Genomic DNA, 11,560 nt, shown 5'->3' with positions numbered 1-11,560 from the left:
GAGCTGCTCGAACCGCCGGAGCTGCTCGAACCGCCGGAGCTGCTCGAACCGCCGGAGCTGCTCGAACCGCCGGAACCGGCGGTGGCGGTGGAACTGCTCGACGGCGCCGGCGCGGGCGCCACCGCGATCTCGGGAGCCGTGTGCGGCTTCAGCGCCAGCAGCATCACCAGACCGGACGCGGTGACCGCGCTCGCCAGCACGATCCGGCGCAGCGGACGGTTCTTCTTCAACGGATGCACGACAGCCTCACAGCTCGAACGACTCGTGGTGGATACGACGGTCCGGCACACCGGCGGCGCGCAGTGCCCCGTACAGCTCCTGGGCGAAGGCGTGCGGACCGCAGATGTACACGTCGTGCCCGGCGAGATCGGGCACGGCCTCGCGCAGCGCCGCCGCACCGAGCACCGGCCGCTGACCCCGCGGCCCGTTGAGCGCGTACAGCACCTTCGCCCCGCGCCACTGCGCGATGGCCTCCAACTCCCCGCCCAGCGCCAGGTCTTCGGCCGTACGCGCCCGGTACAGCAGCGTCACCTCACCGGGCAGCGTCTCGAACAGGGCGCGCAGCGGGGTGATGCCGACGCCGGCGGCGACCAGCAGCGACTTCTGCGCGGTGCGCCGGTCGGCGGTCAGTGCCCCGTACGGGCCCTCCGCCCACACCCGGGCCCCCGGCCGCAGCAGGGCCACGGCCGCGCTGTGGTCGCCGAGCGCTTTGACGGTGATCCGCAGAAGGTCCCGGCGGGGTGGCGCCGACAGCGAGTACGGCGTCGACGTCCAGCCCATGCCCTCGCCGAAGAACCGCCAGCGGAAGAACTGCCCGGCCTCGGCACCCATCTCGTCCACCCGGCGCCCCCGTACGACGACGGAGTACACACCCGGCGCCTCCCGGTGCACGGACTCGACCCGCAGCCGGTGCCGCAGGTTGAACCGCACCGGGGCGAGGACCCGGTACCAGACGACCAGCGCGGCGACGCCCAGGTACAGCGCGTACCAGGCGGCCGTGGCCCCGGCGTGGCCGTTGAACTCGTTGCCCAGGGACAGCTGGTGGAAGAAGGCGAGGAAGACCGCGAGGTATGTGAGCAGGTGGACGTAGTACCAGAACTCGTAGCTGAGCCTGCGGCGCGCGGCACGGGCCGAGGTGATGCCGACCGCGAAGAGGATCAGCGCACCGATCGTGCCCTTGAGCATGTCCGGGTAGTCGAAGACGACCGTGACCGTCTCGTGCACGATCGAGGCATGGTCCTGGGCGGCGTACCCGAGCAGGATCAGCACGACGTGCACGACCAGCAGACAGATCGTGTAGCGGCCCGCCATCGCGTGCCAGCGCGCCACCCGGTCCGAGCCGATCCGCCGCTCCAGCAGCGGCACCCGGGCCATCAGACCCACCAGCACCGCGCAGGCGTACCCGCACAGCAGCCCGGCGAGCCGTCCGGCCCCGGTCAGCCAGCCCGCGGCCCCGACAACGGAGCCGGTGTCCGCCCACCAGAGGGCGACCGAGGCTGCCGCGCCGGCCCACAGCAGGGCGAGTACCGGGCCCGCTGGCGAGCGCCGGGGAACCGGCGCCACGGGCGGCGCCTTCCGCTGCTCGTACACGGTGGTCATGTCTGCGTCCTTTCACCTGTCCTCCACGCAACTGTGCGGGCCCAACCTCTGAGGGATCTCTGAGCGGGCGCAGTTCTCAGAGTTCTCAGAGGAAACTCAGAGCGCCTCACGACAGCCGGGCGGGCCGCGAGGGGCGATGCTGTTAAGTGCCATGAATACGACCCGCTCCGGCCGACCGGCCCTCACCCGCCCCGACGGCACTCCCGTGCGCGTCCTCGTCGTCGACGACGACCCCGACCTGGCCGAGGTCCTCTCTGGAGCCCTGCGCTACGAGGGCTGGGAGGTACGCACGGCCGGCGACGGAGCCTCCGCGCTCGCCGGCGCGCGCGAGCTGCGGCCGGACGCCGTCGTCCTCGACGTGATGCTCCCGGACACCGACGGCTTCGCCGTGCTGCGCTCCCTGCACGAGGTGAAGCCCGACGTCTGTGTGCTCTTTCTCACCGCCCGGGACACGGTCGAGGACCGCATCGCCGGCATCACCGCGGGCGGCGACGACTACGTCACGAAACCCTTCAGCCTGGAGGAGGTCGTCGCCCGGCTGCGCGGACTGCTGCGCCGCGCCGGCATGGCCCGCCAGCAGGAGGAGGGCCCCAGGATCGTCGTCGGGGACCTGGTCATGGACGAGGAGGCCCGCGAGGTCAGCCGGGCCGGCGCGATCGTCGAACTGTCACCGACCGAGTTCGAACTGCTCCGCTTCCTCATGCGCAACCCGCGCCGCGTCCTCAGCAAGGCCCAGATCCTCGACCGCGTCTGGTCCTACGACTTCGGCGGCCAGGCCCATGTCGTCGAGCTGTACATCTCGTACCTGCGCAAGAAGGTGGACGCCGGCCGTCAGCCCATGATCCACACCGTGCGCGGGGCCGGATACGTGCTCAAGCCGGTCCTGTGATGGGCAGGGCACTGCGGACCGTCGGGCGGTGGCTGCCCCGGCTGCACACCCTGCGGGCGCGGCTGACCGCCGGCCTCGTGGTGCTGCTCGCGGTCAGCTGCGCCGCGGTCGGGGTGGCCGCGGTGATCGAACTGGACGGCTTCCTCACCGGCCGGCTCGACCAGCAGCTCACCGAGGTCGGGACACAGTTCCCCGCCAGCCTGGAGCACAAGGGCCAGACGCTGACCGACCACGACGCCGACGACCGGGAACGCGGCGACACGCGCCGTCAGGCACCGCACACCTTCGGCGCCCGCCTGGTCGACGGCGTCGTCACCAACTCGGCAGTCGTGCCCGCCGACAAGGACGACACCACGACCGACCTCAAGGTCCCCCTGACCGCACGGGACCGCAGGGAACTCGCCGCGGTCCCGGTCGGCGGCAGGGCCCGCACCATCCGCCTCTCCTCCCTCGGCAAGTACCGTGTCCTCGCCGCGCAGGGGCGGGACGGCGACGTGATGATCACCGGGCTCCCGCTGGAGTCGGTGGAGGCAGCCGTCCACCGGCTGGAGGCGGTGGCCGCGATCGTCTTCGGCGCGGCCCTCCTGATCACCGGATTCGCGGGCGCCCTCTGGGTGCGCTGGTCGCTGCGGCCGCTCAGCCGGGTCGCCGCCACCGCCACCCGGGTCAGCGAACTCCCGCTGGCCAGCGGCGAGGTGGCGCTGCCGTCCCGGGCGCCAGAGTCGGACCCGCGCAGTGAGGTCGGCCAGGTCGCCGGCGCCTTCAACCGCATGCTCGGCCATGTCGAGGACGCGCTCACCCACCGGCACGCGAGCGAGGAACGGCTGCGCAGCTTCGCGGCCGACGCCAGCCACGAGCTGCGCACCCCGGTCGCGTCGATCAGGGGCCACGCCGAACTGGCGCTCCTCCACCCGGACCCCGTCCCGCCCAAGGTGACCCGGGCGCTGGAACGCATCGAGGCCGAGTCGGCGCGCATGGGCGTGATGGTCGACGAGATGCTCCTCCTCGCCCGCCTCGACGCGGGCCGCCCCCTCGAACGCCGCCCCGTCGACCTGACCCGCCTGGTCCTCGACGCCGTCGCCGACGCGCGGGCCGCCGGCCCCGACCACCGCTGGGCCCTGCAACTCCCCGAGGAACCGGTCACGGTCACCGGCGACGCCCACCGCCTCCAACAGGTGCTGGCCAATCTGCTGGCCAACGCACGTCTGCACACACCCGTGGGCACAAAGGTGACGGTCTCGGTGGAGACGAAGGACGAGTCCACCTGCCTGGCGATCCACGACGACGGCCCCGGCGTCCCGGCGGAGGTCCAGCCGGGCGTCTTCGAACGCTTCACCCGGGCGGACCGCCGCCGGACGGAAGGCAAGGGAGGCGGAGCGGGCCTGGGCCTGTCGATCGTGGCCGCGGTGACGGAGGCTCATGGCGGAAACGTGGAACTGGAGAGCCGCCCGGGCTCAACGACGTTCACGGTGAAGCTGCCGTCGAGTGGATCCACCTAAGGGGCGCGGGGCTGTATCGATTTGCGGCTCCGCCGCGTGGGCGCGACCAGCCACTGACGGCCCGCACTCGCCATACAACCGACACCTGAACGGCGCTACGGCGAATCAGTACCGAGTGATCCCCGTAACCCCACTCACCGTCCCAATCGCAATATGCGGCGCCTTTTTGGGATCAACCCACCCCAAGATCCTCCGCATCGCACCCACCGGCACAGACACACAACCGGCGGTGGCCCCACGCCCGTTGACATGCAGAAAGATCCCGGCCCCACGCCCCTTCACAGGCTTGGCGTAGTTGTACGCGATGACAACCCCGTACGCGTACTGCGTGACATACGAGATCAACCGCTCGGACTCCGACGCCCGACAGTCACGCGCGAGCGGCTCACTCCACCGGTTGTAGACGCGAGACCGAGTGTCCTCACACCACCAAGAACTCCCGTTCGCGCGCCGGTACTTGACGCGACTCCCGCCCGGCGCGCCCTTGATCCCGAAGGCATACGGCAGGTCGTACAACCCGGTGGGAGTCGTGTAGGACCCCTGCCTACGAGCCCGCCCCTCGACCAGCCCCTTCGCCCCGAACCGAGCGACGACGGAACCGACCTTGACCCACTTCCCACCCCGCCGCTCCCACCAACTGAGCGTCCCGGACGTGGACTTGACCCCAGGAGCCTGAGCCAGGAGCAGTTGACTCCCACCACCGGTGTCCGCGAGCGACAACGGCGACGGCTCCGCCGCCCGCGCGGGCACCGCACCGAGCAGGAGAACGAGGGACGCGAGGGCAACGACACCGGGACGCATGCCTCAGACGCTAGAGCGCGCACGCCCTGACGGCACCTCAGACGGGCCGAACAGGCAACGCACCCCGCTCCGGACATCACCGTGGCCGCCCCGGCCGGCGTTCATCGGGGCGGCCACGGCTGCCTGTCACGTCACTTGGTGAGCGTGCAGGCGGCCAGGGAGTCCAGTCCGGTCGGCTTGGTGCCCTGGCGCCCGATGGCGATGGCGATCCGGTCGATGGTCGAGACGCGCTTGTCCTTCAGGGGGCCGAGGATGGCGTTCTGGACGAAGTTGGCGCCGCCCTGTCCGACGGTGTCGACGAGTCGCTTGTTGGCCTCGGCGATCTGCGTGTCGAGGAGGGCGAGGTTCCGGTCGACCTCGGCCTGCGCGGACGCCGGAACCGCCGGGAGCTGCGACTTCACGTCCGGGCAGGAAATGGTCCCGACCGCGCTCGACCCGGCGGCGGTGTCGTCCGTCCCCCCGGCCGCCTGCGTGGCGGCAGCCGTCGCGCTCGGGGTGGCGGTCGCGGTGTCCTCCGCGCCGGTCGACCCCGTAGTACCCGTGGCACCGGCCGCGTTCAGGGTGCACGCGGCGAGCGCGTCAAGCCCCGTCGGCTTGGTGCCCTGGCGCCCGATGGCGATGGCGATCCGGTCGATGGTCGAGACGCGCTTGTCCTTCAGGGGGCCGAGGATGGCGTTCTGGACGAAGTTGGCGCCGCCCTGTCCGACGGTGTCGACGAGTCGCTTGTTGGCCTCGGCGATCTGCGTGTCGAGGAGGGCGAGGTTCCGGTCGACCTCGGCCTGCGCGGACGCCGGAACCGCCGGGAGCTGCGACTTCACGTCCGGGCAGGTGATCGTCCCGGGGTCGGACAACGTGCGGGCGCTCTGCGTGGTGCTGCTCTTGTCCGGCGTCCCGGCGAGGGCGGTACCGGCGATGACAGCACCGGTGAGCGCCACGGCGGCGGCACCGCCGATGAACACGACGCGACGCTTGTTGTACTTGGGGAGAGCCCTGGACATGCGAATGCCTCACTCGGGTCAGGGGTGAACTGAAGGTGACTCGTGGGGGGAAACGCGGCGCCTGCGTTCGGCGAGAGGTACGGGAAAGCGATTGCTGGTGTTCAAGGTTGTTCAAGGGTCTTTCAAATTGACGAATCATGCAGGACTCTGCATAATCATGCATGCGAGACAATGCAGGGACACAGCACGGCACGACGAACGCCGTCCACGGCCTTTGAGGAGCAGCGCAAGTGAGCAGCAACAGCGGTGACGTACGGCTCTGGGGCGGTCGTTTCGCCGACGGTCCCGCCGAGGCCCTGGCGAAGCTGTCCGCGTCCGTCCACTTCGACTGGCGGCTCGCGCCCTACGACATCGCCGGTTCCCGCGCCCACGCACGCGTGCTGCACAAGGCGAACCTCCTCACGGACGACGAGCTGACCCGGATGCTCGCGGGCCTCGACCAGTTGGCGGCGAACGTGGCCGACGGCACCCTGGTCGGCACGATCGCCGACGAGGACGTCCACACGGCCCTGGAACGCGGCCTGTTGGAGATCCTCGGCCCCGATCTCGGCGGCAAGCTCCGCGCCGGCCGCTCACGCAACGACCAGGTGGCCACCCTCTTCCGCATGTACCTGCGCGACCACGCCCGGACGATCGGCGGTCTGATCGCCGACCTCCAGGACGCGCTGATCGGCCTTGCGGAGGCCCACCCGGACGTGGCGATGCCCGGCCGCACCCACCTCCAGCACGCCCAGCCGGTGCTCTTCGCCCACCACGTCCTGGCCCACGTCCAGCCCCTGTCGCGGGACGCGGAACGCCTGCGCCAGTGGGACGAGCGGACAGCCGTCTCGCCGTACGGCTCCGGCGCACTGGCCGGCTCCTCCCTCGGCCTGGACCCGGAGTCGGTGGCGAAGGACCTGGGCTTCGAGCACGGTTCGGTCGCCAACTCGATCGACGGCACGGCCTCCCGTGACTTCGTCGCCGAGTTCGCCTTCATCACCGCGATGATCGGGGTGAACCTCTCCCGGATCGCCGAGGAGGTCATCATCTGGAACACGAAGGAGTTCTCCTTCGTGACTCTGCACGACGCGTTCTCCACGGGTTCGTCGATCATGCCGCAGAAGAAGAACCCGGACATCGCGGAGCTGGCGCGCGGCAAGTCGGGCCGCCTGATCGGCAACCTGACGGGCCTGATGGCCACGCTCAAGGCGCTCCCGCTCGCGTACAACCGCGACCTCCAGGAGGACAAGGAGCCGGTCTTCGACTCCATCGACCAACTGGAGGTTCTGCTCCCGGCGTTCACCGGCATGATGGCCACCCTGACCATCCACCGCGACCGCATGGAGGAACTGGCCCCGGCCGGCTTCTCCCTCGCCACCGACATCGCCGAGTGGCTGGTCAAGCAGGGCGTCCCGTTCCGCGTCGCCCACGAGGTCGCCGGTGAGTGCGTCAAGGTCGCCGAGTCCGAGGGCATCGAGCTCGACGGCCTCACCGACGAACAGTTCGCGAAGATCTCCGCCCACCTGACCCCGGAGGTCCGCACGGTCCTCAACGTCCCCGGCGCCCTCGCCTCCCGCAACGGCCGGGGCGGCACGGCCCCGAGCGCCGTGGCGATCCAACTGGCGGAGGTGAAGGCGGATCTGGCCCAACAACACCTCTGGGCCAACGCCAAGTCCTGAAGGGGCGCGGGGAACTGCGCGACAAGCCACGACGCGCCCGCACCCGCAGAATCACCGCACGCACCGAGCTCGTAGGCGAAGCCGAAGGTCATCGCGGGTTACGTTGGTCGAAGCCGTACTGGAGCCGACCAAACGGAGCCCGCGATGCCCTTCGCCCGACTGGCCACAGCGACAACCCCCACCAGCCACCTCGGACTCGGCCTCGCCGCAGTAGGCCGCCCCGGCTACATCAACCTCGGCCGCGACGAAGACCTCGGAGAGACCCGCACCGTGGAAACCCTCCGAGCCCGCACCCACGAGCTCCTGGACGCCGCCTATGCCCAGGGCGTCCGCTACTTCGACGCGGCCCGCTCCTACGGCCGCTCGGAGGAGTTCCTCGCCGACTGGCTGACCGCCCACCCCGACCTCGACGACATCGTGGTCGGCAGCAAATGGGGCTACACCTATACCGCCGACTGGACCACGGACGCCGAGAGGCACGAGGTCAAGGACCACAGTGTCCAGACCTACGAGCGCCAGCGCGCCGAGACCACGAACCTCCTCGGAGACCGCCTGGACCTCTACCAGATCCACTCGGTGACCCCCGAAAGCCCGGCCCTCACCGACAAGCAACTCCACGCGAAACTGGCCGAGTTGGCGGCGACGGGCGTGACGATCGGCTTCTCGACGAGCGGCCCGGCCCAGGCCGACGCCATCCGCGCCGCGCTCGCCGTGACGGTCGACGGCGAGCCCCTCTTCCGTACCGTCCAGTCGACGTACAACGCCCTGGAGACCTCAGCCGGCCCCGCGCTGGCCGAGGCCCACGACGCAGGACTCACGGTGATCGTCAAGGAGGGCATGGCCAACGGCCGGCTGGCGGGGCCGTACGCGCCGGACGCCCTGAAGGCCGTGGCGGAAGAGACGTCCTTGGGTGCCGACGCGGTCGCCCTGGCCCTGATCCTGCGCGAGCCGTGGGCAGGGGTGGCCCTGTCCGGCGCGGCGACGGTCGGCCAGCTCGCCTCCAACCTGCACGCGGCGGTCGTGGACCTGAACGACGACCAGCTCGCCCGCCTTGCCGCACTCGCGGAGGACCCGCACATGTACTGGGAGAAGCGCGGGCAGCTGCCCTGGCACTGAGGTTCCGCTGATCGCCCCTCCCCATGAGGCAGTCATGCCCGCGATGAGACATCAATGTCTCATGTGGGTTATGGTTGTCTCATGGCTCTCGACCGCGACCACGTACTCCGCGCTGCCGCCGCCCTGCTGACCCGCAAGTCCACCGCGACGATGGACGAGGTCGCCAAGGCTGCCGGGATCAGCCGGGCCACCCTGCACCGCCAGTTCGCGGGGCGCGACGCGCTCGTACGGGCGCTGGAGGCGCTCGGCATCGCCGAGTGCGAGACCGCCCTGGACACCGCGCGGCTGGACGACGGCCGTGCCGAGGACGCCGTACGGCGACTCGTCCGCGAGGTCGAACCGGCCGCCGGTCTGCTCGCCTTCCTCTACACCGAGAACCAGCTGTTCGAGGGCGAGGAGCAGCACGCCGGCTGGGCCAGGATCGACGACCGCATCACCGCCCTGTTCCGGCGCGGCCAGCAGGGCGGCGAGTTCCGCATCGATCTCACCCCCGCCTGGCTCACCGAGGCGCTGTTCGGCCTGCTGGCCTCCGGCGTGTGGCTGGTGCAGAGCGGCAAAGGCGCACCCAAGGACTTTACGCACATGACCGTCGAGCTGTTGCTCGGCGGCGCACTACGCAGAGACGCAACACGAAGAGAAGAAACACGGAGAGAGGAATCATGACCAGCACCCTGCAGCCGGCGGCTGTGACGGAGACGGAGAAGCGCCCGGGCCGTTGGCTCGCGCTCTCCGTCCTCGTGCTCGCCGTGCTGCTGGTGGCCGTGGACGCGACGGTCCTCGGCCTCGCGACCCCTTACATCAGCGAGGACCTGAAGCCGTCCGGCACCCAGCTCCTCTGGATCGGCGACGTCTACTCCTTCGTCATCGCGGGCCTGCTCGTGTCGATGGGCAGCCTCGGCGACCGAATAGGCCGCAAGCGCATCCTGCTTGTCGGAGCCACCGCCTTCGGCGCGATCTCGGTCCTCAACGCCTACGCCACGACACCGGAGTTGATGATCCTGGCCCGGGCGCTGCTCGGCGTCGCGGGCGCGACCCTGATGCCCGCCACCCTCGCCCTGATCCGCAACCTCTTCCACGACCCGCGCGAACGCAGCCTCGCGGTCGGCATCTGGGGCGCAACCGCCTCCGCCGGTACGGCAGTTGGCCCGGTCGCCGGCGGCTTCCTGCTCGAACACTTCTGGTGGGGCTCGGTGTTCCTCATCAACCTGCCCGTGATGGCGGTGCTCGTCCTGGTCGGCATCAAGATGCTGCCGGAGTCGAAGAACCCCGACCCGGGGCCCTGGGACATGATCAGCGTCGCGCTGTCCCTGGTGGGTGTGATCGGCGTCGTCTACGCGGTCAAGGAGGCAGCGACCCACGGCTTCGAGCTGCCCGCGCTCGCGGTGGGGGCACTGGGCGCGGCGGCCCTGTACTGGTTCGTCCGCCGCCAACTCACCCTCCCCGCACCGCTGTTGGACATGCGCCTGTTCCGCAACCGGGGCTTCAGCGCGGCCGTCCTGGCCGACCTGCTGACCATCCTCGGCCTGTCCGGGCTGGTGTTCTTCCTCTCCCAGTACCTGCAACTCGTCCAGGGCAGGGGCCCGTTCGAGGCGGGTCTGGCCGAAATCCCCGCCGCCGTCGGTGCGGTGGCGGCCGGCCTGATCGCCGGCCGGACGGCCCGCCGCTTCTCGGTCCGCGCGGTGGTCGCGGGTGGCCTCGCCGCCGTGGGCCTGGCCCTCGCCGTACTGACAACCCTCGACCAGTCCACCGGCTACCCGCTCCTCGGCGCCGCACTGCTGGTGGTCGGCGTCGGTGCCGGCTTCTCCTTCACGGTGACGGCCGACGTCATCCTCTCCTCCGTACCGAAGGAACAGGCAGGCGCGGCCTCGGCGGTCTCGGAAACGGCCTACGAACTGGGCGCGGCCCTCGGCATCGCCGTACTGGGCTCGATCGTGACGGGCGTGTACCGGGGCTTCGCGTCTCCGGCGGGCACACCGAGCGCCGCCCACGAGTCACTGGGCGGCGCGGTGGAAGCGGCGGGCGGCATGCCGACACGGGCGGCGCAGGAAATGCTGACGTCGGCAAGAGAGGCTTTCGTCAACGGCCTGAGCGTGGCGTCGGCGGTAGGCGCAACGGTCTTGCTGGCAACGGCCGTTGCAGCATGGTTCATGCTACGAAATCAACGGCTGGAGAGCGCCCCGTAAGGGGCTCGGGGAACTGCGTGAGCAACCACAACGCACCCGCACCCAAAAACGAACCCCTACGCAGCTTTCGCCTTCGTCGCGTACATGTCCACGTACTCCTGCCCCGACAACCGCATGACCTCAGTCATCACAGAGTCGGTAACAGCCCGCAGCACATACCGATCCCGGTCCATCCCCTCGTACCGGGAGAACTCCATCGCCTCACCGAACCGGACGGTGACCCGCCCGGGGCGGGGGATCCCGGCACCCCCGGGCTGCAACTTGTCCGTACCGATCATCGCGAAGGGAACGACCGGCGCGCCCGTCATCATCGTGAGGCGGGCGATCCCGGTACGACCCCGGTACAGCCGCCCGTCGGGCGACCGCGTGCCCTCGGGGTAGATCCCGAAGACCTTGCCCTCCTCCAGCACGCGGCGCCCGGTCATCAGCGCGGCGACCCCGCCGTTCGCTCCGTCCCGGTCCACCGGGATCATGCCGACGCCGGTGAAGAACCAGGCCATGAGGCGGCCCTTGAAGCCCTTGCCGGTGACGTACTCGTCCTTGCCGATGAAGAGCACCTGCCGGTCGCAGACCAGTGGAAGGATCATCGAGTCGATGAACGTGAGGTGGTTGCCGGCCAGGATCACCGGGCCCTCGCCCGGGATGTGCTCCGCGCCCTCCACACGTGTGCGGAACATCAGGCGCATGATCGGTCCGAGCACTGCCTTGATGAGCACGAAGCGGGACAACGGGCCCTCCGGTGTCAAGGGGTCGATATAAAACTGTGCAGGTGAGGACGATACTCGCGGTGCCCCGCGTATTGCACATCGGGTTCACC

Annotated in this window: 10 protein-coding genes and 1 pseudogene; 6 read left to right on the top strand and 5 right to left on the bottom strand. The window is 70.3% G+C overall.

Features of this window, described 5'->3' with window-relative positions:
• Together ACWDEW_RS35960 and ACWDEW_RS35955 are read right to left on the bottom strand one after the other, a co-directional pair.
• Positions 1-239, bottom strand: a pseudogene (locus ACWDEW_RS35960) (FMN-binding protein); the annotation flags it as partial.
• 7 nt (positions 240-246) lie between these two features.
• Positions 247-1,599 (bottom strand): ferredoxin reductase family protein, encoded by a 1,353-nt coding sequence (locus ACWDEW_RS35955; RefSeq protein ID WP_450518602.1) that lies wholly within the window; start codon positions 1,597-1,599, stop codon positions 247-249.
• A 151-nt stretch (positions 1,600-1,750) separates the two neighbouring features.
• Here ACWDEW_RS35955 and ACWDEW_RS35950 point away from each other — a divergent pair, with 151 nt between their 5' ends.
• Together ACWDEW_RS35950 and ACWDEW_RS35945 are read left to right on the top strand one after the other, a co-directional pair.
• Positions 1,751-2,488, top strand: a complete 738-nt coding sequence (locus tag ACWDEW_RS35950; RefSeq protein ID WP_450518600.1) for a response regulator transcription factor — start codon at positions 1,751-1,753, stop codon at positions 2,486-2,488.
• Positions 2,488-3,987 carry a sensor histidine kinase gene (locus tag ACWDEW_RS35945; RefSeq protein ID WP_450518598.1) on the top strand — a complete coding sequence of 500 codons (1,500 nt, stop codon included), beginning with the start codon at positions 2,488-2,490 and terminating at the stop codon, positions 3,985-3,987. The genes ACWDEW_RS35950 and ACWDEW_RS35945 overlap by 1 nt, the downstream gene beginning before the upstream one ends.
• 105 nt (positions 3,988-4,092) lie before the next feature.
• On the opposite strand, the gene ACWDEW_RS35940 is transcribed toward ACWDEW_RS35945, so the two are convergent.
• Entirely contained in the window at positions 4,093-4,788 is a 696-nt protein-coding gene (locus ACWDEW_RS35940; protein WP_450518596.1) for a L,D-transpeptidase family protein, read from the bottom strand.
• 131 nt (positions 4,789-4,919) lie between these two features.
• Positions 4,920-5,786 (bottom strand): hypothetical protein, encoded by an 867-nt coding sequence (locus ACWDEW_RS35935; protein ID WP_450518594.1) that lies wholly within the window; start codon positions 5,784-5,786, stop codon positions 4,920-4,922.
• Between the two features lie 230 nt (positions 5,787-6,016).
• Between ACWDEW_RS35935 and argH the strand changes: the two genes are divergently transcribed.
• The 4 genes from argH to ACWDEW_RS35915 all read left to right on the top strand — a co-directional run bounded on the left by argH (position 6,017) and on the right by ACWDEW_RS35915 (position 10,743).
• Positions 6,017-7,444 carry an argininosuccinate lyase gene (gene argH, locus ACWDEW_RS35930; RefSeq protein ID WP_450518593.1) on the top strand — a complete coding sequence of 476 codons (1,428 nt, stop codon included), beginning with the start codon at positions 6,017-6,019 and terminating at the stop codon, positions 7,442-7,444.
• A 144-nt stretch (positions 7,445-7,588) separates the two neighbouring features.
• Positions 7,589-8,560, top strand: a complete 972-nt coding sequence (locus ACWDEW_RS35925) for an aldo/keto reductase (protein WP_450518591.1) — start codon at positions 7,589-7,591, stop codon at positions 8,558-8,560.
• An 81-nt stretch (positions 8,561-8,641) separates the two neighbouring features.
• Positions 8,642-9,223, top strand: coding sequence for a TetR/AcrR family transcriptional regulator (locus tag ACWDEW_RS35920; protein WP_450518589.1), 582 nt, complete (start codon positions 8,642-8,644; stop codon positions 9,221-9,223).
• A complete protein-coding gene (locus tag ACWDEW_RS35915; protein WP_450518588.1) occupies positions 9,220-10,743 on the top strand; it encodes an MFS transporter in 1,524 nt (507 codons plus the stop codon). The genes ACWDEW_RS35920 and ACWDEW_RS35915 overlap by 4 nt, the downstream gene beginning before the upstream one ends.
• Before the next feature lie 56 nt (positions 10,744-10,799).
• Here ACWDEW_RS35915 and ACWDEW_RS35910 read toward each other — a convergent pair whose 3' ends face one another.
• Positions 10,800-11,489 (bottom strand): lysophospholipid acyltransferase family protein, encoded by a 690-nt coding sequence (locus tag ACWDEW_RS35910; RefSeq protein ID WP_450518586.1) that lies wholly within the window; start codon positions 11,487-11,489, stop codon positions 10,800-10,802.
• Positions 11,490-11,560 lie beyond the last annotated feature (71 nt).

Source organism: Streptomyces sp. NPDC001100 (genome assembly GCF_053598575.1).
This window is presented reverse-complemented; position numbering and strand designations above follow the sequence as displayed.

Excerpts from the sequence above, each read along its gene's own strand:
- ACWDEW_RS35925 (WP_450518591.1), top strand. The coding sequence starts at position 7,589 with ATGCCCTTCGCCCGACTGGCCACAGCGACAACCCCCACCAGCCACCTC.
- ACWDEW_RS35920 (WP_450518589.1), top strand. The coding sequence starts at position 8,642 with ATGGCTCTCGACCGCGACCACGTACTCCGCGCTGCCGCCGCCCTGCTG.
- ACWDEW_RS35915 (WP_450518588.1), top strand. The coding sequence starts at position 9,220 with ATGACCAGCACCCTGCAGCCGGCGGCTGTGACGGAGACGGAGAAGCGC.
- ACWDEW_RS35955 (WP_450518602.1), bottom strand. The coding sequence starts at position 1,599 with ATGACCACCGTGTACGAGCAGCGGAAGGCGCCGCCCGTGGCGCCGGTT.
- ACWDEW_RS35935 (WP_450518594.1), bottom strand. The coding sequence starts at position 5,786 with ATGTCCAGGGCTCTCCCCAAGTACAACAAGCGTCGCGTCGTGTTCATC.
- ACWDEW_RS35950 (WP_450518600.1), top strand. The coding sequence starts at position 1,751 with ATGAATACGACCCGCTCCGGCCGACCGGCCCTCACCCGCCCCGACGGC.
- ACWDEW_RS35940 (WP_450518596.1), bottom strand. The coding sequence starts at position 4,788 with ATGCGTCCCGGTGTCGTTGCCCTCGCGTCCCTCGTTCTCCTGCTCGGT.
- ACWDEW_RS35945 (WP_450518598.1), top strand. The coding sequence starts at position 2,488 with ATGGGCAGGGCACTGCGGACCGTCGGGCGGTGGCTGCCCCGGCTGCAC.